This window comes from Staphylococcus cohnii species complex 1663 (genome assembly GCF_041008415.1).
Taxonomy (GTDB): domain Bacteria; phylum Bacillota; class Bacilli; order Staphylococcales; family Staphylococcaceae; genus Staphylococcus; species Staphylococcus ureilyticus.
The window spans coordinates 74,223-98,556 of the sequence record NZ_JBFDVL010000002.1 but is presented as its reverse complement, the minus strand read 5'-3'; the positions used below and the strand labels follow the sequence as shown (position 1 = coordinate 98,556).

At 31.1% G+C, this 24,334-nt stretch carries 21 protein-coding genes and 1 other RNA gene; 18 read left to right on the top strand and 4 right to left on the bottom strand.

The window, feature by feature from the left end:
• The first annotated feature begins 3 nt into the window (after positions 1 to 3).
• From bshA to AB1J10_RS02355, 8 genes are all read left to right on the top strand, one after another.
• Positions 4 to 1,152, top strand: a complete 1,149-nt coding sequence (gene bshA / locus AB1J10_RS02390; protein ID WP_064208942.1) for an N-acetyl-alpha-D-glucosaminyl L-malate synthase BshA — start codon at positions 4 to 6, stop codon at positions 1,150 to 1,152.
• Positions 1,145 to 2,353, top strand: coding sequence for a CCA tRNA nucleotidyltransferase (locus AB1J10_RS02385; RefSeq protein WP_064208943.1), 1,209 nt, complete (start codon positions 1,145 to 1,147; stop codon positions 2,351 to 2,353). Before bshA ends, AB1J10_RS02385 begins: the two co-directional genes overlap by 8 nt.
• Positions 2,337 to 3,308: a biotin--[acetyl-CoA-carboxylase] ligase gene (locus AB1J10_RS02380; RefSeq protein WP_107365961.1), complete on the top strand. Its 972-nt coding sequence runs from the start codon at positions 2,337 to 2,339 to the stop codon at positions 3,306 to 3,308. Before AB1J10_RS02385 ends, AB1J10_RS02380 begins: the two co-directional genes overlap by 17 nt.
• 25 nt (positions 3,309 to 3,333) lie before the next feature.
• Positions 3,334 to 6,051, top strand: coding sequence for a helicase C-terminal domain-containing protein (locus tag AB1J10_RS02375; protein ID WP_369002991.1), 2,718 nt, complete (start codon positions 3,334 to 3,336; stop codon positions 6,049 to 6,051).
• Between the two features lie 74 nt (positions 6,052 to 6,125).
• Positions 6,126 to 7,418 (top strand): asparagine--tRNA ligase, encoded by a 1,293-nt coding sequence (gene asnS / locus AB1J10_RS02370; RefSeq protein WP_046208240.1) that lies wholly within the window; start codon positions 6,126 to 6,128, stop codon positions 7,416 to 7,418.
• A gap of 105 nt (positions 7,419 to 7,523) precedes the next feature.
• Complete coding sequence (locus AB1J10_RS02365; RefSeq protein WP_371090942.1) at positions 7,524 to 8,198, top strand: DnaD domain-containing protein; 675 nt, start codon at positions 7,524 to 7,526, stop codon at positions 8,196 to 8,198.
• Positions 8,188 to 8,847 carry an endonuclease III gene (nth, locus tag AB1J10_RS02360; RefSeq protein WP_046208242.1) on the top strand — a complete coding sequence of 220 codons (660 nt, stop codon included), beginning with the start codon at positions 8,188 to 8,190 and terminating at the stop codon, positions 8,845 to 8,847. Before AB1J10_RS02365 ends, nth begins: the two co-directional genes overlap by 11 nt.
• Before the next feature lie 5 nt (positions 8,848 to 8,852).
• Positions 8,853 to 9,188, top strand: a complete 336-nt coding sequence (locus AB1J10_RS02355) for a YpoC family protein (RefSeq protein ID WP_064208947.1) — start codon at positions 8,853 to 8,855, stop codon at positions 9,186 to 9,188.
• A 245-nt stretch (positions 9,189 to 9,433) separates the two neighbouring features.
• Here the strand turns inward: AB1J10_RS02355 and AB1J10_RS02350 are convergent, their stop codons facing one another.
• Positions 9,434 to 11,641, bottom strand: a complete 2,208-nt coding sequence (locus AB1J10_RS02350; RefSeq protein ID WP_107365820.1) for a transglycosylase domain-containing protein — start codon at positions 11,639 to 11,641, stop codon at positions 9,434 to 9,436.
• Positions 11,638 to 12,264 (bottom strand): Holliday junction resolvase RecU, encoded by a 627-nt coding sequence (gene recU / locus AB1J10_RS02345; protein ID WP_046208244.1) that lies wholly within the window; start codon positions 12,262 to 12,264, stop codon positions 11,638 to 11,640. The genes AB1J10_RS02350 and recU overlap by 4 nt, the downstream gene beginning before the upstream one ends.
• A 250-nt stretch (positions 12,265 to 12,514) precedes the next feature.
• On the opposite strand from recU, the gene AB1J10_RS02340 reads away from it, so the two are divergent.
• The 9 genes from AB1J10_RS02340 (at position 12,515) to AB1J10_RS02300 (ending at position 21,980) form a co-directional block, all read left to right on the top strand.
• Entirely contained in the window at positions 12,515 to 12,853 is a 339-nt protein-coding gene (locus AB1J10_RS02340; protein ID WP_064208949.1) for a DUF1798 family protein, read from the top strand.
• Positions 12,850 to 13,416 carry a DUF1273 domain-containing protein gene (locus AB1J10_RS02335; protein ID WP_046208246.1) on the top strand — a complete coding sequence of 189 codons (567 nt, stop codon included), beginning with the start codon at positions 12,850 to 12,852 and terminating at the stop codon, positions 13,414 to 13,416. The genes AB1J10_RS02340 and AB1J10_RS02335 overlap by 4 nt, the downstream gene beginning before the upstream one ends.
• 12 nt (positions 13,417 to 13,428) lie before the next feature.
• Positions 13,429 to 13,779, top strand: a complete 351-nt coding sequence (gene gpsB, locus AB1J10_RS02330; protein ID WP_046208247.1) for a cell division regulator GpsB — start codon at positions 13,429 to 13,431, stop codon at positions 13,777 to 13,779.
• A gap of 136 nt (positions 13,780 to 13,915) precedes the next feature.
• Positions 13,916 to 14,289: RNase P RNA component class B (rnpB, locus tag AB1J10_RS02325), an RNA gene on the top strand.
• Positions 14,290 to 14,451: 162 nt separating this feature from the next.
• Positions 14,452 to 15,585, top strand: coding sequence for a THUMP domain-containing class I SAM-dependent RNA methyltransferase (locus tag AB1J10_RS02320; RefSeq protein ID WP_369002990.1), 1,134 nt, complete (start codon positions 14,452 to 14,454; stop codon positions 15,583 to 15,585).
• 32 nt (positions 15,586 to 15,617) lie between these two features.
• Positions 15,618 to 16,523, top strand: coding sequence for an EamA family transporter RarD (gene rarD / locus AB1J10_RS02315; RefSeq protein WP_369002989.1), 906 nt, complete (start codon positions 15,618 to 15,620; stop codon positions 16,521 to 16,523).
• A 246-nt stretch (positions 16,524 to 16,769) separates the two neighbouring features.
• Positions 16,770 to 17,405 (top strand): SDR family oxidoreductase, encoded by a 636-nt coding sequence (locus tag AB1J10_RS02310; protein WP_046208250.1) that lies wholly within the window; start codon positions 16,770 to 16,772, stop codon positions 17,403 to 17,405.
• A gap of 231 nt (positions 17,406 to 17,636) precedes the next feature.
• A complete protein-coding gene (locus tag AB1J10_RS02305; RefSeq protein WP_107520739.1) occupies positions 17,637 to 21,083 on the top strand; it encodes a dynamin family protein in 3,447 nt (1,148 codons plus the stop codon).
• A gap of 15 nt (positions 21,084 to 21,098) precedes the next feature.
• Positions 21,099 to 21,980: a 5'-3' exonuclease gene (locus AB1J10_RS02300; protein WP_064208952.1), complete on the top strand. Its 882-nt coding sequence runs from the start codon at positions 21,099 to 21,101 to the stop codon at positions 21,978 to 21,980.
• A gap of 281 nt (positions 21,981 to 22,261) precedes the next feature.
• On the opposite strand, the gene AB1J10_RS02295 is transcribed toward AB1J10_RS02300, so the two are convergent.
• Positions 22,262 to 22,672 (bottom strand): ribonuclease HI family protein, encoded by a 411-nt coding sequence (locus AB1J10_RS02295; RefSeq protein WP_107365832.1) that lies wholly within the window; start codon positions 22,670 to 22,672, stop codon positions 22,262 to 22,264.
• 170 nt (positions 22,673 to 22,842) lie between these two features.
• Between AB1J10_RS02295 and AB1J10_RS02290 the strand changes: the two genes are divergently transcribed.
• Positions 22,843 to 23,388, top strand: coding sequence for an RBBP9/YdeN family alpha/beta hydrolase (locus tag AB1J10_RS02290; protein ID WP_239991605.1), 546 nt, complete (start codon positions 22,843 to 22,845; stop codon positions 23,386 to 23,388).
• Positions 23,389 to 23,480: 92 nt separating this feature from the next.
• Here AB1J10_RS02290 and AB1J10_RS02285 read toward each other — a convergent pair whose 3' ends face one another.
• Entirely contained in the window at positions 23,481 to 24,185 is a 705-nt protein-coding gene (locus tag AB1J10_RS02285; RefSeq protein WP_046208255.1) for a queuosine precursor transporter, read from the bottom strand.
• Positions 24,186 to 24,334: the final 149 nt, after the last annotated feature.

The window sequence follows — 24,334 nt, the reverse complement described above, 5'->3', positions numbered from 1 at the left end:
CCTATGAAAATAGGAATTACATGTTACCCTTCTATGGGTGGTTCTGGAATTATCGCCACTGAGTTGGGTATCAAATTAGCAGAAAGAGGACATGATATCCATTTTATAACATCGAATATACCTTTTAGAATTAGAAAACCTTTACCTAATATTACATTTCATCAAGTTGAAGTGAATCAATATGCTGTATTCCAATATGCACCTTACGATATTACCTTAAGTACCAAGATTGCTGAAGTAATCAATGAATATGACCTAGATTTATTACATATGCATTATGCCGTACCGCATGCTGTTTGTGGTATCTTAGCAAAACACATGTCTGGTAAAGACATTAAAATAATGACTACCCTACATGGCACTGATATTACAGTATTGGGATATGATCACTCATTAAAAAATGCGATTAAATTTGGTATAGAGGGTAGCGATGTAGTGACAAGTGTCAGTAAATCACTTGCAGAACAAACGACTGATATTATTGAAACAGATAAAACAATCATTCCAATTTATAATTTCGTTAGAGAAAATGAATTCCCTACAAAACATTCAATGCCAACTGAATCTGATATCAAATTAAAAGCTTGTTACGGGATAGAACCTGAAGAAAAAGTGATTATTCACGTTTCTAATTTTAGAGCAGTCAAACGAATTGATACAGTCATTGAAACTTTCGCAAAGATACACCAAAAATTGCCATCAAAACTTATTTTATTAGGTGATGGACCTCAATTAATGGATATGAAAGCAAAAGCACGTGAATTAGACATTGAAGATGCTGTGTTATTTTTAGGTAAACAAAATTGGGTGAGTGAATTTTATCAAATATCAGATTTAGTATTATTATTAAGTGAGAAGGAAAGCTTTGGTCTCACATTGTTAGAAGCAATGAAATCAGGTGTACTTCCAATTGGCTCTACTGCTGGAGGTATCAAAGAAGTAATTAAACATAACGAAACAGGTTTTATAGTAAATATTGGTGATAGTGATACAGCCAGTACGTATGCGTTACAATTGTTGACAGATGATGAACTTTATAAAAAAATGCAGCAGCAAATGTTGGATGATGTTGCTGAACGTTTTTCTTCAGATTTAATTGCAGACCAATATGAATATTATTATAAAAAAATGTTAGAGGGTAATCATGACTAAAACATTATTCGAACAAGCAAAACCAATATTAAAAACTTTACAATCTAACCATTACCAAGCATTTTTTGTTGGGGGTTCTGTGAGAGATTATCTAATGCATAAAACAATACACGATATTGATATTACTACGAGTGCGACGCCTGAAGAAGTAGAAGCTATTTTCGAAAAGACAATTCCTATAGGTAGAGAACATGGCACAGTCAATGTTATCTATAATGATGAACACTATGAAGTAACAACATTTCGTGCAGAAGGTGATTATGATGATCATCGAAGACCTAACGAAGTCTTTTTTGTGCGTGAATTATATGAGGATGTTAAAAGACGTGATTTCACAATGAATGCAATAGCTATGGACGCCGATTTTCATATTCACGACTACTTCAATGGTCAACAAGATATTGAAAATCACATAATTAGAACCGTAGGCAATGCGCATGAACGTTTTAACGAAGACGCGTTAAGGATTATTCGAGGTCTACGTTTTCAAGCACAATTAGGATTTGCATTAGAAAATGAAACTTTTTATGGTATGAAATCACATATCCATGATATTAAATATTTATCAATTGAACGAATTGTGGTTGAACTAAAAAAACTCACTTCTGGTAAGTATGTAGCCCATAGTTTTGAAAACTTACAGTACTTGAATGCATTTAATTACATTCCTTTTTTCAAACATTATAAACTAAATGATTTTATTTTAGATGAAGCCATTCCGTTCACTTTATTTGTAGCTTTATTGAAAGCACAACAACCTTTAGTAAATGGTACTCTTAATGATTTAAAAATTAGTAATAATGAAAAAAAGTATATAGGTAAATTAGAACGGCTACTTAATCAATTACCCAATATTAAATCTAAATCAGACTTTAAAATACTTCTTTATGATTATGGTGAACAAGATATACTATTAATATTAAATTTCATAGATTTACATATTAAAAACCATTTACCTTCTTTTTCACCGCTTATTATAAATATACAATCTGTAAAAGAAGAATCTAAAAAGTTACCTATTCACTCAAGAAAGGATATTGATATTAATGGTAAAGATATCCTTGAGGCAGTTAATAAGCAAAGCGGTCCTTGGCTAAAAACACTATTGAGAGATATTGAGATTGCTATTATCAATAGAGATGTTCAAAATATTAAACCAGAAATCATTAGGTGGGTGAAGTCACATGTCGAAATACAGTAAAGATGTTATTCAAATCTTATATACAAACCAGTCAGAATATATTTCTGGACAGTTTATTGCAGAACATCTTTCAATTTCTCGAACAGCAGTCAAAAAAGTAATTGATCAACTTAAGCAAGAAGGGTGTGAAATTGAATCAATTAACCATAAAGGACATCGCTTAATTGAACTACCTGATAAATGGTATAGTGGGATTGTAGAACCTTTAATCGATGAACAAAAAATGTTTGATCATGTAGAGGTCAAAGCGCAAGTTGATTCCACACAGTTACTCGCAAAACAAAAATTAGTTGGAAACTCAAACACCTTTTTAATTTTAAGTGATGAGCAAACGAAAGGAAAAGGGCGCTTCAATAGACCATGGGATTCATCACGTGGCAAAGGATTATGGATGTCTCTTGTGTTACGTCCAAATGTCCCATTTGAAATGATAACAAAGTTTAACTTGTTTATAGCATTAGGTATCAGAGATACAATGCAACAATTTAGTAATGAGAAAGTAACGATTAAATGGCCAAACGATATCTATATTGATGGAAAAAAAGCTTGTGGATTTTTGACTGAAATGGTAGCTAATAGTGATGGTATAGAAGCGGTGATATGCGGTATTGGCATAAATATGAATCACTTGCCTGAAGATTTTCATGGTGAGTTGCAATCAAAGGCCACGAGCTTGAGAATACATGCTAACCAAAAAATACATCGTTATCATTTATTAGAGCAATTAATAAATCAGATTGAAAAACGTTACCATCAATTTTTAAGCCAGCCGTTTTCCACGATACGACATGAATACATTGAAACTTCAAATATTTGGAATAGAACTTTAAAATTCACTGAAAATGGTCAACAATTTCAAGGTGAAGCTATAGATATTGATGAGCATGGTTATCTAATTGTCATTGATGAGCAACAGACACAACACAAACTCATGAGTGCAGATATAGAACTATAAATTTATAAGAAAAGGAGGAATGAAAATGACACAGCCTTGCTACGCTGTTGTTGATTTAGAAACAACAGGCAACCAATTAGACTACGATGAAATTATTCAAATTGGTATTACTTTCGTCCGCGATAATAAAATAATTGGCACCTATCACTCTATGGTAAAAACAGATTTAGAAATTCCTCCTTTTATTCAAGCATTAACCTCAATTGAAGATGAAATGCTAAAGCAATCACCATATTTCCATGAAATTGCTGACGATATATACAAACAACTTGAAGGCTGTATCTTTGTCGCACATAATGTAACTTTTGATTTAAATTTCATAAAAAAATCATTTAAAAAATGTAATATCAGATATAGACCCAAAAAAGTATTAGATACATTAGAATTGTTTAAAGTTGCTTTCCCAACAGATAAAAGTTATCAATTAAGTGAATTAGCAGAAGCACATGGTATTACGTTAAATAATGCCCACCGTGCGGATGAAGATGCTGCAACGACTGCACAACTTATGATACTTGCTTTCAATAAATTCGAAGCACTACATTTAGATACTTTAAAACAACTTTATTATTTAAGTAAAAATTTAAAATATGATTTACATGATATTCTTTTTGAAATGGCTCGAAACCATAACCATGAACGACTAAGTGAAGACTTCGAACAATTTGAACAGATTATTTATAAAAAGCAAAGAGATTTTAAAGCGCCCACAGTAAACTTTGACGGAACTTTAAAAGATCTTTATACAGACATTACTGAAAAATTAAATTTAACATATAGACCCCAACAATTATATTTAGCTGAAATTATATTAGAACAGTTGATGCATAGCGAGAAAGCTATGATTGAAGCGCCGTTAGGGAGTGGTAAATCATTTTCATATTTATTAGCTTCACTAATGTATAACATACAAACAGGAAAACATGTAATGATTTCTACAAATACAAAATTATTACAAAATCAGTTGTTGGAAAAAGATATACCTGCATTAAAATCAGCATTGAATTTTAAAATAAATGCATCTTTAATCAAAAGTAAACGAGATTATATTTCGTTAGGATTAATCAGTCAAATCTTAAAAGATGAATCTAATAATTACGAAGTTAGCATTTTGAAAATGCAATTATTGATCTGGATTACAGAAACACATACTGGAGATATACAAGAGTTAGATTTAAAAGGCGGACAAAAAATGTATTATGAACAAAAGTTAGAAACTTATGTTCCAGTGCGTAATGACATTAATTATTTTAATTTTATTAAGCGTAACGCAAAAAATATACAAATTGGTATAACAAATCATGCTCATTTAATACATGCTTCACATGACAATACAATTTATCAATTATTTGATGATTGTATCATTGACGAAGCCCATAGGTTACCTGATTACGCATTAAACCAAGTTACGAATGAATTAAGCTATTCTGATGTCAAATACCAATTAGGCCTAATTGGTAAAACTGAAAACGATAAACTACTTGCCGCTATCGACCATTTAGAACAACAACGTATACTTGAAAAATTAGATATACCACCAATCGATGTTTTTGGCCTTAAAACAAATATCAATGAAATACATGATTTAAACGAACAATTGTTTAGTACGATGTTTAATAGTATCCAACAATCAGAAATACATGATGATGAAGTGCATAAAGTTCATTTTGTATATCATTTTGATGTAACACCTATTTTAAATGATTTGCATGCCATCATTCATAAATTAAATATGACCTTAGAATTCTTTAACGGCATGAGCCATAAAACAATTAAAACAGTAAGAAAACAATTACTTTATATTAATGATAAGTTTAGAGCAATTGAAACTAGTTTAAAAAATAATCATACTAGTTATTTATCCATTAAAAACATTAACCAAAAATCTACAATCAAATTAAATGTAAAAGATTATGATGTGAAAGAAATATTAACAAAACAAGTGTTAGATAAATTTAATGCACTTACATTTATTTCAGGTACCTTAACTTTTAATCACTCATTTGAAAATTTCAAGCAATGGTTTAATAAGGACATCATATTTAATACTTATGAGCTTGATACTGCAACAGTATCTTCAAACCAGACAACTGTATTTATACCAAATGATGTCGTTTCATATAATTATAAAAATATTGATGACTATGTGAGCTCTATTGTCAATTATGTTATAGAATATACAACAGTTATTGAATCAAAATGTTTAATTCTATTCACTAGTTATAAGATGATGCATATGGTACAAGAACTCTTGAATGAATTACCTGAGTTTGAGGATTACGTAATACTCACACAACAACAAAATCAAAACTATAAAATTGTACAGCAATTTAATAGTTTTTCTAAAGCCATCCTATTAGGGACTAGCACATTCTTTGAAGGTTTTGATTTCCAATCAAATGGTATCAAGTGTGTAATGATTACAAAATTACCTTTTATGAATCATAACAATACGAAATATTGGTTAATGGAATCTGAATTCACTTCCACATTTAAAGATTTCGTTTTACCTGATGCTGTTACTCGTTTCAGGCAAGGACTAGGCAGACTTATTAGAAGTGAGCAAGATAAAGGTATCATCGTATCATTTGATGATCGTTTAATTAAAAGTAATTACAAACAATTCTTTGAACAATCATTAGAAAGTTATCGTCAAAAGAAAGGCGATATAAAACAATTTTCAAGCTTACTTAAAAAAATAAAAAAAGAGACAATACATCATAAAAGTAACTCGCGCAACTAGAAGTTGTACCTTGATTTTGTTAAAATGTATAAGGATTAATAAAAGAAGACTACAAAAATATTAGGAGTTTGGTTATGAAAACAACGATAAAAGAAGCAAAACATTACATTAACCAAGAAGTAACGATAGGTGCTTGGTTAACGAATAAACGTTCAAGTGGTAAAATTGCATTCTTGCAGTTAAGAGATGGTACTGGCTTTATGCAAGGCGTCGTAGTAAAAGCTGATGTAGATGAAGATACTTTTCAGTTAGCTAAAGATATTACGCAAGAAACTTCATTATATATTACTGGTGTCATTTCAGAAGATAATCGCTCTGATTTAGGTTATGAAATGCAAGTAAAATCTATTGAAATCATTGCAGAAGCTCATGATTACCCAATCACACCGAAAAACCATGGTACAGAATTCTTAATGGATCATCGTCACCTTTGGTTACGTTCAAAAAAACAACATGCAGTTATGAAAATAAGAAACGAAATTATTCGTGCAACATATGAATTCTTTAATAATACTGGGTTTACCAAAATAGATCCACCTATTTTAACAGCTAGTGCACCAGAAGGTACAAGTGAACTATTCCATACTAAATATTTTGATCAAGATGCTTTTTTATCTCAAAGTGGTCAACTCTATTTAGAAGCAGCTGCAATGGCTCATGGTAAAGTATTTTCATTTGGACCTACATTCCGTGCAGAAAAATCTAAAACACGCCGTCATTTAATTGAATTTTGGATGATAGAGGCTGAAAAAGCGTTTTGCGATCATAACGAAAGCCTAGAAATTCAAGAACAATATGTGACACATGTTGTTAAATCAGTACTAGAAAATTGCAAATTAGAATTAAATATTTTAGAACGTGACACTGAAAAGCTTGAAAAAGTTACAACGCCTTTCCCACGTATCACATATGATGATGCAGTTGAATTCTTGAAAGAACAAGGCTTTGATGATATCGAATGGGGAGAAGACTTTGGTGCGCCTCATGAAACTGCAATTGCAAATCATTACGATTTACCTGTATTTATTACAAATTATCCAACAAAAATCAAACCTTTCTATATGCAACCAAATCCAGATAATGAGGATACAGTGTTGTGTGCAGATTTAATAGCACCCGAAGGATATGGAGAAATAATCGGTGGTTCTGAACGTATCAATGACCTTGCATTATTAGAACAACGTATCGATGAATTTGAATTAGACCCTGAAAGTTATAGTTACTATTTAGATTTACGTCGTTATGGTAGTGTACCTCACAGTGGATTCGGTTTAGGTCTAGAAAGAACAGTCGCATGGCTATCAGGTGTAGAGCATGTTCGTGAAACTGCACCATTCCCTCGTTTATTAAATCGACTATATCCATAATATTATCAATACAAGAAACTACCTAAACTACGTCCAGTCTATTTTACGGCTGGACTTTTTTATAATATTTACACATGATAAGGAGGGGTGCTTTTGAATATCGATATGCTTAAAACTAGACCTGTTGTAATTCGCAAAGAATTACTAGATCATTATAATGAATTAGGTATCAATGAGCGTGAATTAGTTATCTTAATAAAATTAATTTACGCGTCGGAAACGACCAATAAACAACCATCCATTGAATCTTTACAAAAAGGCACATCACTAGATTCTAGAGAAATTACTGCTATTATACAAAATCTTATTCAACGTGATTTATTAGAGTTAAATGTTAACAAAGACGAAGAAGGTAAATTCACTGAATATATGAATCTCGATCAGTTCTATCATAAACTAAATGATATTATGCAACACGTTAATAATAATAGTAACCAAAAACAAGTTGAACTTGAATTCAATAAACTTTTCCAACAGATTGAGCAAGCTTTTGGTAGACCATTATCACCGTATGAAATCGAAACATTAAACCAATGGTTAGACATAGATAAACACGACTTAAGTGTGATTCAAGCAGCATTAGATGAAGCGCAAAGTCAGAACAAAATGAGTTTTAAATACATTGATCGAATTTTATTAAATTGGAAAAAAAACAATGTAAAAACCATTGAGGATTCCAAAAAAATAAGTCAACAGTTTAACCAACCTAAAATGAAACATACTGTTAAAAAAGTGCCTAAATTTGATTGGCTAAATGAGGAGAATCAAGATGATAAGTAATAAAAAAGCTTTAGAAATGATCGATGTCATTGCTAATATGTTCCCAAACGCTGAATGTGAACTCGTACATGATAACCCATTTGAACTAACAATTGCGGTACTATTATCAGCACAAACTACAGATGTTTCTGTAAATAAACTCACTAGAGAGCTTTTCAAAAAATACAAAACACCTGAAGACTATCTAAATGTAGATATATCAGAATTAGAAAATGATCTGCGTACCATTGGTTTATACAGAAATAAAGCTAAAAACATTCAAAAATTATGTGCGTCATTACTAAATAAATTCGACGGGGTGATTCCGCAAACACATGCCGAACTTGAAAGTCTAGCTGGAGTGGGGCGTAAAACAGCAAACGTAGTGATGAGTGTTGCTTTTAATGAGCCTTCACTTGCAGTAGATACTCATGTAGAACGTGTAGCTAAACGTTTAGGCATTTGTAGGTGGAAAGATAATGTTAGACAAGTAGAAGATAAATTGTGTAAAGTCGTACCTAGAGAACGTTGGAATAAAACACATCATCAACTTATTTTCTTCGGACGCTATCACTGTTTAGCACGTAGCCCTAAATGTGATATATGCCCCTTATTTAATGAATGTAGAGAAGGGCAAAAAAGATATAAAGCCAGTTTGAAAGAAGTGTGACACAATTGATTTCAAAAGAAGCGTTTAAACAATTAGAAGAACAAATAGATTTATTTTCTAAACAGAAGAAATTAAATTCTTCTGAAGCCAAGGTATTAATTGATAAATACTTTGATATGATTGAGTCTTTTTTTAAACAAATCAATCACATTCATACGATTGATTTTGAACAATTAAACGATTATCCAGTTGTACCAATGAATTTTAAAGAGCGTTATCAATATATGCTTGCCCGTAAATACCATTTTATGGGTTACAGTCAAATGAAGACAGTCAAATCAGAATTAATAAAAATGAATGCATCCTATCAAATACGTAGAAAAAACAAAGGTAATCCTTAAAACCACTTCCCAACTTGTTGGGTTAGTGGGACTTATGCATGAGCGAAAGCTCAATACTTGATAGTCAGTTGCTCACTCATATAAAGCCATCAATCTTCAATTAGTTACGAAAACTCTATAAAATAAAGAAAACGCCAATTTCTATAATATTTCAATAGAAATTGGCGTTTATTTGTTAGTAAAGAATAATGATAATCAAGTGTTTATTAAGCACTTAGTTACTTATTCAAAAATTTATTCGGACACTATTGTGCTCTTGATAAGCCAGTAGAATTATTTGCATTATTACTGTTCGAGTTAGCTGATGATGCATTATTGTTATTGTTGTTGTTATTATTGCTACCACCGCTATTATTACTACTACTGCTGCTGCTTCCACCTTGTCCTCGAGGCTTATTACTTGTTGTGTTGTCATCAGGATGTCCTGCAACAGATAGGCTGTCTTTACTATCACCATTTACTGAGTCAGGTTTACTAAAGTCCTTGCCGTCTCTTGGTGAGATATTACTCATTACATCCTCGAATAAATATTGCGGATATTCTTGTTCGTCATGACCAACAAATGAATTTACGCCGCCTTGTTTAACTTCTTTGAAGCCCATCCACACAGACATGCTGTATTTTGGCGTGAAACCATTCATCCATACATCTTTTGCAGCATCGTCAGGTAAACCATATTGTTGATAAGTTTGATCACCATAAGTACCTGTACCAGTTTTGGCTGCAACATTTACACCAGATATACCGTGGCCATATGCAGAACCATATGCTTCAAATGTACCTTTAAGTACTTCTGCAAGCATATAAGAAGTGGAATCTTTCATTGCTTTCTTACTTGTGTGATCGTAATTAATTGTTTCCCCATCTTCTTTTTCTACTTTTTTAATAGAATGTGCATTATTATATTCGCCACCATTTGCAATTGATGCAAAAGCAGATGCTAATTGAGTAGGTGAGAATTCTGATGATGAACCACCTAATACTTCAGAAGGTCCAATATCTCCTTCATATTCCAAACCTACTTTATTTGCGAAATCTTTTGGTGCGTCATTTCCAGCGTTCTCTTTTGAAGATTGCCATGCTTTTAATGCTGGAATGTTGAAACTTTGACGTAAAGCGTCATACAATTTAACCTCGCCGTGACCTTTAGTATCATAGTTTCTAAAGGTAACACCATCTACTTGATATGCTTCTTCATCCTGAATTGCATGGTTCGTAGCCCAATTCATATTTTCTATAGCAGGGCCATAAGCTAAGAATGGTTTTAATGATGAACCAGTAGGGTGTGCATCTGTAGCTAAGTTTCTATCAACAATATCTTTATAGTTTCTACCGCCTGATATTGCCACTAATCCGCCAGATTCACTGTCTACGATAGAAGCACCAACTTGTTGGTCTTCGTTTTTATAGTAACCACCATTATCTACACGATCTTGAAGTGTTTGTTGTACGTCTTTGTCCATATTTGTGTAGATTTTAACACCACTGTTAAGAACTTCTCCTAAATCTTTACCTTTGAATGCTTTATTATTCATTAATTCAGATTTTACGAAGTTAACATAAGAATCGTATTCAGGATTTGAACTTTTATCACTAACTTGACGTTCTTCCGAATCACGTTTTACTAAATTATCTTCTAATGATGTATTTTGTGCTTCTTCTTTTTGCTTCTTAGTAATACGATTATGATATTCCATTAAGTATAAAACAGTATCTTTACGTGATTCTGCTTCTTTTGGATGATCATAGATATTATAAGTATTCGGAACTTGTGGTAAACCAGCAAGATAAGCCGATTCAGCTAAATTTAAATCTTTTAAATCTTTATCAAAATAATATTTAGCTGCAGCCTTCACACCATAAACACTGTCAGAATAGTAAATTTTATTTAAATACATCTCAAATATTTCATCTTTACTATATTCTTGTTCAAGTCTATATGATAGGTAAGCTTCTTGTGCTTTACGGGCAATTGATTTTTGATCCGTTAAGAATGAACGTTTAACTACCTGTTGGGTCAATGTCGATGCACCTTGTGAACCAAATCCTCCCGTAAAGTTTTTAGCCACTGCACCAAACAAACGTTTATAGTCAAGTGCACCATGGTCATAGAAACGATTATCTTCTGTAGCCAAGACAGCTGCTTTCATGTTTTTAGGTACTTCATCTAAATCAACATGTTCACGTCTTTGCCCATTATCAATCGTTTTAATCAAATCGCCATCTTTATCATATATTTTAGCAGGAATTGGATCTTGTAATTTTGATTCTGTAAATGCTGGTGCTTTCCAAGCATAATATGCAAATAACAAAATACCAATTAATGCTAGAACAATGAAGGCTATGATGAGAAATCCGATTATCTTAATAATCGTTCTTTTTATATTCCTATTCTTTTTTTCTCCGGACTTATCATTCTTTTTTGAATCAGAAGTCCTTTTTTTCTCCGTCATACGCGGTCCTCACTTTCATCTAATATCAACTTATCAACTGCTTTGAGGTAATTCAATCTTGGTTGATACTGATAAGGAATATAGTAACCATTTTTTCTAATTTCTTCAACCGTAATCGACTTTTTAATTTCTTTTTTGTACCGATGCCAATAATATTTAAATTTGCAATAAGGCAATAAATAAACTTCATCTAATAATTTAAAGCGAATTAATAAAAAAACAATACCTCCTTGATCATAACAAGCATCCATATGTATCACTTGGTGCTCATGCATATTATTCAATGGAAATGAAGTTTTATTTTTAGTTTCTTTCGCTTCAAAATCTAAATAGTGCCCTTTATAAATACCATTGTAATCAGTAGTCGAAGGCGTTCGGAAATAAGCCTCATTAATTACCGCCTTACTTCTCATAGGATAATGAACATTAACTATTTGAACAGGGGTGGGCTTTTTATGTATAACAGCTTGCCCAAGTTTCAAATAGTGCGTATTAGATAATTCAATATCGCTCTCAAGTGACATACCTCTGCCACCATAATTTATTTTACTCTTATCATCCTTATAAGTTCGTCCGACTTGAGACTTATTTCCGTAAAATGGTTTCCCATTTGGATAATTCATTGTTTTTCACCACTTTAATTTGGTTTCAAAAACTTTTTCCATTATACATGAAAACAGTCATTTTTTCCAAACTATGAAATATAAAGCAATGTATCTGTACATACATCAATATTTATTTTAACGTGCTTTTCTCAATTAAACAATATTTCCCTATAAATAAGCCTATAATATGACATAAATGTAAGTTCGTTGTTTCTCAAATGACTATCAAATTCATTTATGGTAAATTTAATATGTAGGAGGAAACTTCATGCAACAATTAATTACCCAACTCTTAAATGATGTACAAAAGATGCAAAATAGATACGAAACAGTCAAATCGAAAGATATAGATTATGACTTTTACAAAGATGTTGTTCCATTTACGAGTTACATAGATAATCTGTTAGAAACGTTTAGCACCTTCGAACCTAAAATACTAAGATTATCCTATATGAATAAGAAAAAATTTGATTTACTTATTTCAAATATTGAATCACTGTCCGTTGAATGTCATTTTAAAAGGACTAGCCGGAAATTATTTACTGAAAAAGTCAAGGCAGTACAATACGATTTAAGTTATATACAAAGAAGTGATGCTAAATTATGATAAAGACAATTTATGTGACTGGCTACAAGTCATTTGAACTTAATATCTTTAAAGATGACGCACCTGAAGTTTCATATTTAAAAAAATTTATAGCACATAAATTAAAATCATTGATTGAAGAAGGACTTGAATGGGTATTAATACAAGGACAGATGGGTATAGAATTATGGACTGCTGAAGTAGTAATTGATTTAAAAGAAACGTATCCTGATCTTAAACTTGGTGTCGTTACACCATTTTATGGCCACACAGATAGATGGAATGAACAGAATCAAGCAAAATATAATCACATTGTACAGCATGCTGATTTTGTAGATAGTGTATTTCATACATCATATGTGGGACCACACCAATTTAAACAAACAGATCAATTTATGCTCGACCATACAGATCAAACATTACTAATATATGATGAAGAACAAGAAGCTAGTCCAAAATACTTTAAGCAAATGTTAGTTGATTTTATGGAAAAAACAAATTATACTTGTGACATTGTTTCGTTTGATGAATTAACAGAATTTATCAACGATTTACAGTGGTCTCAAGAACAAAGTTTCGAATGAGGTGGAAAAAATATGTCAGATGTTTCATTAAAACTATCAGCTAAAGATATTTATGAAAAAGATTTTGAAAAAACTATGACACGTGGTTATAGAAGGGAAGAAGTGGATGCTTTCTTAGACGACATCATAGCAGATTATCAAAAGATGGCAGATTTAGATAATGAAGTTGTTAAACTTTCCGAAGAAAACAATAAACTAAAAAAAGAACTAGAAGAATTGAGATTGCGTGTGGCTACTTCAAGACCACAAGAAAACAAAAACTTTTCAGCAAATGGGAATGCTGCAAGCAATGCTACTAATAATAACAACGTCGATATACTAAAAAGAATTTCAAACTTAGAAAAAGCAGTTTTTGGTAAATAATAAAACAAGCAATCATAACAAATGCGATGTCCAAGTAGTTATAATTGCGTACATAAAGATAAGTTTTGTTTTTCTCAAAACTTATCTTATTTTTATTTGTTCTGATCTTTGAAAAATGATATACTCTTAAAGATGGTGTTTTGGGTAATCGCTATAGCGATATAGAGGAAAGTCCATGCTCACACAATCTGAGATGATTGTAGTGTTCGTGCTTGATGAAACAATAAGTCAAGGCATTAAGTTGACGGCAACGAAATAACCTAAGTCTTTAGATACGGTTAAAATAGTTTGAAAGTGCCACAGTGACGTAGCTTTTATAGAAATATAAAAGGTGGAACGCGGTAAACCCCTCGAGTGAGCAATCCAAATTAGGTAGGAGCACTTATTTAACGGAATTCAACGTATAAATAAGGCATACTTTAAAAGTATGTAGACAGATGGTTACCACCAGCGTACGAGTGTAACTAGTACACGTTGGCAGTACAAAGGTACAAAACATGGCTTATAGAAACATCATTACTAGACCCCAAGCTCTCCCAATTAGGAGAGCTTTTTTAATGTTTAAATTTAACATAAAGCCTTAATATAATCCAGAACAGAAGTAAGGTCATATCTATTTAAAATAACTTTTGATAAAATAAAATTAAATCTACTTAAAAAAGGAGCAAAACAATGTATCAATTATTAGCTGTGTGCCCAATGGGGTTAGAAGCAGTTGTTTCTAAGGAAATTCAAGAACTTGGTTATACAACAACAGTAGAAAACGGCAAAATCTTTTTCGAAGGTGATGAAGCAGCAATAGTTAAATGTAATTTATGGTTAAGAACTGCTGATAGAATAAAGATTGTTGTTGGACAATTTAATGCAACAACATTTGATGAATTATTTGAAAAGACAAAAGAACTCCCTTGGGAAACAATCATCGAAAAAGAAGGAAACTTTCCAGTACAAGGTCGTAGTGTAAAATCTACTTTGTATAGTGTGCCAGATTGCCAAGCAATCGTTAAAAAAGCAATTGTAGAGCGTTTAAAATCTGCTTATCAAGAAAAAGGGTGGCTAGATGAATCGGGAGCTAAATATCCAGTGGAAGTAGCTCTATTAAAGGATAAAGCACTACTGACAATAGATACTTCTGGATCAGGACTTAACAAACGTGGTTATAGACTAGCTCAAGGTGAAGCACCTATAAAGGAAACACTTGCTGCTAGTTTAATTAAATTAGCAAATTGGACAGGTGATACACCATTGATTGATCCATTTTGTGGTTCTGGAACGATTGCGATTGAGGCATGTTTAATTGCTCAAAATATTGCACCCGGTTTTAATCGAGATTTCGTTTCAGAAACATGGGATATTATGCCTGATAGATTATACGATAAATTGAGAGATGAAGCTGATCAACAAGCTAATTATGATAGACCTTTAAAGATATATGCATTAGATATTGACCCAGAAATGATAGAAATTGCACGTAGAAATGCTGAAGAGGTTGGCTTATCAGACATTATTAACTTTAAAGTTCAAGATGTTAACACTTTATCAATTGAGTCGGCAGAACCAGTTGCATTGATTGGCAATCCACCTTATGGTGAACGCATTGGCGATAGAGCAGAAGTGGAAGAAATGTATCGTTATATCGGCCAATTAATGCAGGAGCATCCTTACTTATCAACTTATATTTTAACAAGTAATAATGAATTTGAATTTTTAGTTAATCAAAAAGCAACCAAAAGACGAAAGTTATTTAATGGTTATATAGAGTGTACTTACTATCAGTACTGGGGGAGTAAAAAACCTAAAAAATAGACTGCATGAGCAATCAGAAAGAGGTGTGACAAATGAATAACGAGTTTAAAAAAGGCATATTTTTTGCTTTTGGTGCATATATTTTATGGGGGATTTTACCTATATATTGGGATTTAATAGAAGATATTTGTGCTTTTGAAATATTAGCTTTTAGAATTATACTTTCAATGATATTTATGTTAATAGTGGTAGTCGTCACTAACAATACAGCACCATTTAAACGTGATTTACAACAGCTCATAGCAAATCCTATACAACTCATTGCTATCATAGCTGCTGGTTATGTAATAACAATTAATTGGGGCACTTTTATATGGGCTGTTACGAATGGCCACGTATTGCAATCCAGTTTAGGCTACTACATTAATCCACTCGTAAGTATTCTATTAGCGTTAATTTTTCTTAAAGAGCGATTTAATAAATTAGAATGGATTGCCATTGGATTTGCAGTTATCGGTGTTTTGTATATGACTATAAGAGTCGGTGTATTCCCTAGTATTTCGTTACTACTAGCATGTTCATTTGGTATTTACGGATTGATTAAAAAAATCGTACCGATTGATGCAATCAGTAGTATTACAATAGAATGCATTGTTACTGCACCAGCAGGCATTATATACCTATGGTACATATGGCAACAAGGTAGTTTAACGTTTGGCTATAATACCTCATCTTTCTGGTTAATCTTCTCAGGAGCTGTAACGGCAATTCCACTTATACTATTCTCAGCTGGCGCCCGTAGAATTCCGCTATCACTGACTGGTTTTATACAATATATCGGACCGACAATTATGTTTGTATTAGGTATTTTCTTATTCAAAGAACCTTTTAGCATCGATCAATTTATTACATTTATTTTTATTTGGGTTGGCATTGTAATTTATAGTATTTCACAATATGTAAAAATTAAAAAGAATAATAACCCTGTTATTCACTAAACGATATTTTCAATTCCGTAAAGGTAACTTTATATAAGTTATCTTTACGATTTTTATTATGTTTTGAAATTGTTCAAAACATGTTTACATATCAAATCGGTCATTTTATTATATTCAATGTCGCAAATATATCATTAGTATAAATTATGCATTTGTAGTATTGTAAAATTAGATAAAAAGTGAACCAATCGAAAATTTATTATATACACTATTATTTTTAATCATATATTATAATGGAGTGATTATATGACGAGAGTATTAATATTAGGGGCAAATGGAGCTATTTCTAAAGCAGCTATTAATTCTTTTTTAGAAAACACCTCATATACGCTGAGATTATTTTTAAGAGACGCTAACAGATTACCTGATTATGCATCAGATCGCATCCGTGTACGTGAAGGAGATGCTACAAACTTCGAGGATGTTAACAGTGCAATGGAAGATGTAGATATTGTATTTGCTAGCCTTTCTGGTGAATTAGATAAAGAAGCAAGTACTATTGTTAAAGCTATGGAACAAAATCACGTTGATCGTTTAATATTTGTAGCGGCTCTTGGTATTTACAATGAGGTACCAGGTAAATTTGGTGAATGGGTAAATAAACAAATCCATAATCACTTACCTATTTATAAACAAGCAGCTGATATCATTGAAAGTTCAAACCTCGATTATACTATTTTAAGACCTGCATGGTTATCAGATATTAACGAAATTGATTATGAGATTACTCATAAAAATGAATTATTTAAGGGAACAGAAGTTTCCAGAAAAAGTGTTGCTGCTGTTGCAGTCCAAATTGCCAAAAACCCTGAACTGTATTTAAAAGAAAACATTGGTATTAACAAACCTAATACTGATTTTAATAAACCAAGATGGAAATAAAAATAAAATTGTAAAATCGACTAATTTATTAATGATTGCGAATACCACCAGTTAAGGTGGTATTTTTAATTTTAAATTAAGTCACATTCAATAAGTGGAAAATACTTTTTACATTTCTACTTATAAAACATTGCTAAATACAATTTAATTTTGCTAACTTACTTTAGACGCACATTAATTTGTTATACAATAGAAATTAATTACATATAAGTAATAAAGGGGATACATAACATGTCTAAAACGAAGCAACTCGATATACTATATAAATTAAAAAAAGAGGTTGAAAAATCAAACAATCATAGATTGATTCATATTATAAATCAAGTCATTAAAAAAATATTTTTAGAACAGTATACTGCTACTTTTGTCGGCCATTTTTCAGCAGGCAAATCCACACTTATCAATATGCTACTAGAAGAAAGCATACTACCAAGTTCACCAGTGCCCACAACCAGTAACACAGCAATTGTCTCTGTATCAGATGAACCAGGTATTATAGCTAATTTGAACAACCAAAAATATACTTTATTAACAAACTACGATGAAGTTAAACAAATGAATCGTGAAAATATTGACGTTGAATCTGTAGAAATTAAATTTTCTTCTGATAAATTTAATAAAGGGTTCACACTTCAAGATACTCCAGGCGTTGATTCAAATGTATCAACACACCAATCTAGTACTGAAGAATTTATGTATACAAGTAATGTTTTATTTTACACAGTAGACTATAACCATGTTCAATCTGCAATGAATTTTCAATTTATGAAACAGCTGAACTATGCTGGTGTTCCGGTCGTTTTTGTTATCAACCAAATAGATAAACATCATGAATCGGAAATTCCATTCGACACATTTAAACAACGCGTTGAAAAATCAATTGCTGAATGGGAAATCAAATTAGATCAAATATTTTATGTTTCTAAATTTGAACATGAACACAACCAAATTCAAGCACTTTCAGATTATCTCATCGATAAAGATCAACATAGAGAATCAATGGCGGATTATGTGGAGCGTACTGTGAATTTTATTACAGACGAACAACTATCTTTTATACAACATGAAATTCAAACGATTCTAAATGAGCTAGATATATTTGAAGAAGACTTTGACCAAGCATATTTAAACTTTCAACAACATCAACAAGTAAGTGAAGAAGCGAAGTTACTTAATAACCCTGATCAATTGTATGATTTCTTAAAACAAAAGCGTAAAGCGATTCTCGACAATGCATATGTTATGACGCATGATACTAGAGAAAAAATAAGAACTTATTTAGAGAGCAAAACTAAAGACTTTAAAGTAGGCGGCATATTCAATAAAAAGAAAAAAACATTAGAAACGCAACAAATTAGACTTCAAGAATTACTTGAGCAATTACAAAAAAAAGTAAATCAAGAAATACGCCAACCTTTGAGAGAAGATATGTCATTTTTAACGCGATTTATTAACTCATCCGAAGTAAATGATGCGATTTTAAACCAACACTATCAAATGCCTCCAAATCTCATAGATGATTTGTATCAAATGCAAATATCTATTAGTAATCAATATGTTTTAACATTTTCAGATGACTTAATGAAATCTATTAAACAATTTATTATTAAAGAAACTGAACCATTATTTGAGAAAGCAATCAGCCATTCTCAAGCAAACGACATTGGCACAGAAGAAGTAGAAGATTACAATGATTATGTTAAATTTATGGAGTTGCGTAATCTAAGAGAATCACTTGAAACACAAAATTATAGACACTACTACATTCATATTGATGATTCACTAGATAAATTAATAGATAGAGAAGAAATCACATATCAAGCTAAACCAGAGCATTCAGAAGTTCAAAAACAGAATCGTTCTAATACCACTAAAACAAAAACAACGGATACTTCAATTCAAGATATAAAAAATTCATTAAACTTGATAAAAGATATTCCATTATTCGAACAAACAAAACAAGATATCAACGATACACTGAAACGCCTAAATCATAAAATCATTAAAATAGGTGTTTTCGGGACGTTCAGTGCTGGAAAAAGTAGTTTAATCAACGCACTACTAGGCGATGCATATCTTGTTAGTTCACCAAATCCTACAACAGCAGCAATGACAGAACTGACATACGGTGAAGAAAGTCAAATTACACTTAAATCACCTGAGCAAATCTTAGAAGAGTTAAACCAATTATTTGAATTGGAAAATAAAACTTTTGATTCAATTGAGGCATTTTTAAATCAAAACACAAAAAAAGTAACAGCATCTTTAGAAAAAAACAAATTAGCATTTATCAATGCGATTGAGAAACATTATGCGATGTATCAAGAAATGCTAGAACAAGGTTTAACACATACCATTGCACGGGATGAAATAAAAAAATGGAGTGCAGAAGACGAATATGCAACCTTTGTAAATACAGTTCATTTGAAATTACCTATCGATTGGTTGAAAGATAAAGTTATCGTAGATTCACTTGGGTTACATTCCAATAATCAACGTCATACAAATGAAACAGAAAAGATTTTAACTTCTTCAGATTTAATACTTTATGTAAGTTATTTTAATCATTCATTCACAGATAATGACAAACGCTTTATAGAACATATGAAAGAAATGAACCAATTAAGTGAAAATCAAGCATTTAAAATGGTCATAAATGCAACTGATTTAGCTGAAACTGAAGAAGACTTAAATGCAGTCATAAACTATGTAAGTGATGCACTTAACCAAGTAAATATGAATTCGGACATTTTTGCAGTTTCGAGTCGAGAAGCTTTAAAAACAGGAGACTTAGGAATTGATAAACTAAAAAATAGTATAAACTATTTTACTCAAGTTGAGTCTAAAGATATATTGCAACAACAAATGACGAAACAATTAACCAATATTTCAGAAGCATTTGACCAAATGATAGAAGACGCACAGCATAATCAATCTAAAATTAAGCAACGTAAAAACAAACTCGAGCAGTATCATAATCAAATATTACTGAATAATAATATATTACAAATTGCCGTGCAGCGTGCTTCAAATGAAGTTGAAGATCAAATTTATCACCTCAATGAACGTTTGAAAATTCAGTTGTTAGATGAAGTTAAATCAATTTATAATGGGCAAATGACACAGAGCAACAACTTTAACGAAGCAAAACGTCATTCCACAAAGCAATACTTAGATCAAATTCATCAAAGATTGTATTTAGAACAATCCTTACTAGTGGAACGTGTTAAAAAGTATTTCATTCAACAAATACATGAAGAAATTGCTCCTTTAAAACAAAAATTAGAGCAATTACACATTTTCATTGAACCTGAATTTAATAAGAGTAATATAGAACTAGACGATCCTTATTTAAAAATTGATTTAAGTCAAATGCTTTCCGCTTTGCCTAAATCATTAACGAAAAAGAACATCTTGCAGCCAAAAATGCAAAATGAAGTTCAAACCACAATAACTCAAAACACGCTCGTACAACTTAAACCTTGTATAGCTGAATTAAGAAAAGCATTAATTGAAATCGTGAATAATTTGAATAATGATGCAGAAATAAAATTCAATCAGTATGAAAAAGATATACACACACAAATTAAACAACTCTTAGCATTTGAAATGGATCATTCTTTAATAAAACAACTCCAAGAAACAAATAGCGAATTAAAAGCTCAGTTGTTAATTTAGAAAGAGGTACTTACGATGTCCAAAAAGATATTATTAATAGACGGTATGGCTCTGCTGTTTCGTCATTTTTACGCAACTAGCCTACACAAACAATTCATGAGAAATTCATCAGGTATTCCTACAAACGGTGTTCAAGGGTTTGTTCGTCATGTATTTACTGCGATAAACGAAATACAACCTTCACATGTGGCTGTGTGTTGGGATATGGGTAAATCTACATTTCGAAATGAAATGTTTGACGGATATAAACAAAATCGACCCGCACCACCAGAAGAATTGATACCACAATTTGATTATGTTAAAGAAATATCAAACCAATTTGGATTTGTAAATATTGGTGTCCAAAATTATGAAGCAGATGATGTAATAGGCACTTTGGCACATCAATATTCACAACAAAATCAAATTTTTGTAATCACTGGTGACAAAGATATTCTACAATGTATTAATCCTAATGTTGAAATTTGGTTAACTAAAAAAGGATTTAACTTATACAACCGCTATACATTAGACAGATTTCAAAATGAATATGGATTAAATCCGCTACAATTAATAGATGTTAAAGCATTTATGGGAGATAGTGCTGATGGTTATCCTGGTGTTAAAGGGATTGGTGAAAAAACTGCTATAAAACTTATTCAAAATCATGGTTCTGTTGAAGCAGTGATTGACGCTTTAAACGAATTGACACCTGGTCAAAGACATAAAATAGAAGATAATTTATACAATTTGAAACTTTCTAAATCACTAGCTAAAATTCATACAGAAGTACCTATTAATACTTCTGATTTATTAAACGACATGAAGTTTGGGACGGAATTAGCTGAAATACTAAATATTTGTAAAGAACATGAACTCTATGTATCAGGAAAATACTTAGCTACACATTTTAGTTAAATAAAAATTAAAGGGCTCATACGTATTCAAATAAATACGTACGAGTCCTTTATAATTATTGTCTAATCCTTTTCATCGTACATGTTTAACGAGATAAAAATGATATCCTTCTATCCTGTAGTCACACTCATATATTTTAAAATAAAGGTTTAAATTCAAAAAATGTGTTTAGAATCATCTATTAAAAGTTTCTCACTATAGAAAGGGACTATTTCTGATTTTCGTCATAATAAGTTTTCAAATATCCTACTGACTTTGAATTGTTAAGATACTGTTTTGATTTAACGCTTTTTTGCTCTTGTTTTAGTAATTTTATATAAGGCATTTTTGGCATGATGATTTGCTTCTTTATTTTGATTCCTTGGAACCCATTTAACAAACAATAAATCAAAATATGACTCTAATGATTTTATTTTAAGCAAGTAATTTATAAACTGCTTATTTTTTACTTGTCCTTTGTTCATACTATCTTCTATTAATTTCGAATCAGTGTATACGAGTGCTGTAGTAATCCCATGGTGTTTTGCACATTCCAATGCAAATACGAAAGCTGCCCATTCTGCACTATGATTGTCTAAGATTCCTAAATTACAGTCATAATGCAATCGTTCTTGCTCAGTAATGATAACGATAGAACATGCGCTTTGACCAGGATTGCCTGCTGTAGCAGCATCAAAATATATTTTCGCCATAAATTCACCTTCAAATTTAATAAGTTAATTTTATATTATCAAAAGAACATAAATAAGTATAATCATGTAGATGCATTTTTCTTGGAAAAATACATCAATGTAACGTAAGCTATTACCGTCAATAAAAAAGCACAACATTAATTTAATAAAGGATGATCTAATTGAAAAATATGTTTATTATACATGGCTATCAAGCTAGTACAAAAAGCCATTGGTTTCAATGGTTAGCCTCACAAATAGAGGCATATGGTTATAATGTTAAAATTATACACTTACCAAATTCTGATCATCCTGAACTTGATTCATGGTGTCAAGCAATAGATGATATTATTCAAAGTAAATTGAATTCAGAAACTATTATCGTTGCACATAGTTTGGGAGTCATATCAATATTACATTATTTAACTTCTGTTAAGCCTCATTCAAAAATAAAAGGCCTTTTTCTAGTTTCAGGTTTTAACGAAAAGTTATCGAACATACCCGAATTAAATCAATATATAGATAACACACGTATAAAACTCGATAAATTATGTGCGCAACACATTATTACAATTGGTGCTTTAAATGATCCAGTAGTGAATATAGACGCGACAGATAGATTATCAAAACAATTAAATGTCAATACACATTATATAAATCATAACGGCCACTTTTTAGAAACTGAAGGGTATCACACATTCAAGTTCTTAAAAGAAAAGATAATTGAAATATTATAATTATATTAAATCACCAGAAATAAATAAGCCCGTAAATGAACTTATCTGTTAATCATTTACGGGCTTTTCCTCAGTTATATTAAAACATGTCATTAATAACCTTCATCTAATTTTTGTATTTTGCCTTTTCGGTACATTGATTTTGCCCAATAACCAAAAGGAACATTAAAGATAGTAGAAACAATTTTTAATAAATATGTTGTAATAAAGATTTCAAATACCGCTTCATTTGGCATTGCACCTAAAAAAGCAATGATGACAAATAACGCAGTATCCACGATATTACTTAAAATAGTACTACCATAAGCTCTTATAATAAATGTTCTATCTGAACTAAACACTTTTTTGATTAATGAGAAAAGTAATACATCTAAATGTTGTCCAATAATGTATGCTATAACCGAACCTAAAGCAATCCTTGGAACAATATTAAAAATAGATTCTAATGCTTTTTGTGTATTGTCTACCGGGGAAGGCGTGAAATGAAGCGAAAATTGCATCACGATAATCATCACCAATGTCGAACAAAAACCTAACCAAACTGCACGTTTAGCTATTTTGCGTCCGTAAATATCATTTAAAATATCAGTTGCTAAATAGATAGATGCAAACATAACATTTCCCAGGGTTGCTGAAATAGTAAAAATATCGATTGTTTTAATAACTTGGATATTAGCTATAATGGTGCCAATAGCAATCCATGCAATCAAACCATGTTTACCAAACAAACGATACATAGTAACTAATAATATGAATGTTACTAAAAAAGTAATAACGCCAAATATTTCATTAAACAATTTTATTCCTCCTAAATTTTGATAATGCGGGTGTTTAGAAACCGCAAAATAAACAACTACATTATTTTACTAGAAAATATTAAAAAAGCAAGTTCAAACTTCAACTGATTTTTTAAATATTTATACTAATGTTATATTTCATATTAATG

Bases quoted from the DNA above. Each gene is read 5' to 3' on its own strand.
- AB1J10_RS02335 (WP_046208246.1), top strand. From the start codon at position 12,850: ATGATAAAGACAATTTATGTGACTGGCTACAAGTCATTTGAACTTAAT.
- bshA (WP_064208942.1), top strand. From the start codon at position 4: ATGAAAATAGGAATTACATGTTACCCTTCTATGGGTGGTTCTGGAATT.
- AB1J10_RS02385 (WP_064208943.1), top strand. From the start codon at position 1,145: ATGACTAAAACATTATTCGAACAAGCAAAACCAATATTAAAAACTTTA.
- AB1J10_RS02310 (WP_046208250.1), top strand. From the start codon at position 16,770: ATGACGAGAGTATTAATATTAGGGGCAAATGGAGCTATTTCTAAAGCA.
- AB1J10_RS02300 (WP_064208952.1), top strand. From the start codon at position 21,099: ATGTCCAAAAAGATATTATTAATAGACGGTATGGCTCTGCTGTTTCGT.
- AB1J10_RS02305 (WP_107520739.1), top strand. From the start codon at position 17,637: ATGTCTAAAACGAAGCAACTCGATATACTATATAAATTAAAAAAAGAG.
- gpsB (WP_046208247.1), top strand. From the start codon at position 13,429: ATGTCAGATGTTTCATTAAAACTATCAGCTAAAGATATTTATGAAAAA.
- AB1J10_RS02290 (WP_239991605.1), top strand. From the start codon at position 22,843: ATGTTTATTATACATGGCTATCAAGCTAGTACAAAAAGCCATTGGTTT.
- asnS (WP_046208240.1), top strand. From the start codon at position 6,126: ATGAAAACAACGATAAAAGAAGCAAAACATTACATTAACCAAGAAGTA.
- AB1J10_RS02365 (WP_371090942.1), top strand. From the start codon at position 7,524: ATGCTTAAAACTAGACCTGTTGTAATTCGCAAAGAATTACTAGATCAT.
- AB1J10_RS02320 (WP_369002990.1), top strand. From the start codon at position 14,452: ATGTATCAATTATTAGCTGTGTGCCCAATGGGGTTAGAAGCAGTTGTT.
- rarD (WP_369002989.1), top strand. From the start codon at position 15,618: ATGAATAACGAGTTTAAAAAAGGCATATTTTTTGCTTTTGGTGCATAT.
- AB1J10_RS02340 (WP_064208949.1), top strand. From the start codon at position 12,515: ATGCAACAATTAATTACCCAACTCTTAAATGATGTACAAAAGATGCAA.
- AB1J10_RS02295 (WP_107365832.1), bottom strand. From the start codon at position 22,672: ATGGCGAAAATATATTTTGATGCTGCTACAGCAGGCAATCCTGGTCAA.
- AB1J10_RS02380 (WP_107365961.1), top strand. From the start codon at position 2,337: ATGTCGAAATACAGTAAAGATGTTATTCAAATCTTATATACAAACCAG.
- AB1J10_RS02375 (WP_369002991.1), top strand. From the start codon at position 3,334: ATGACACAGCCTTGCTACGCTGTTGTTGATTTAGAAACAACAGGCAAC.
- nth (WP_046208242.1), top strand. From the start codon at position 8,188: ATGATAAGTAATAAAAAAGCTTTAGAAATGATCGATGTCATTGCTAAT.
- AB1J10_RS02350 (WP_107365820.1), bottom strand. From the start codon at position 11,641: ATGACGGAGAAAAAAAGGACTTCTGATTCAAAAAAGAATGATAAGTCC.
- recU (WP_046208244.1), bottom strand. From the start codon at position 12,264: ATGAATTATCCAAATGGGAAACCATTTTACGGAAATAAGTCTCAAGTC.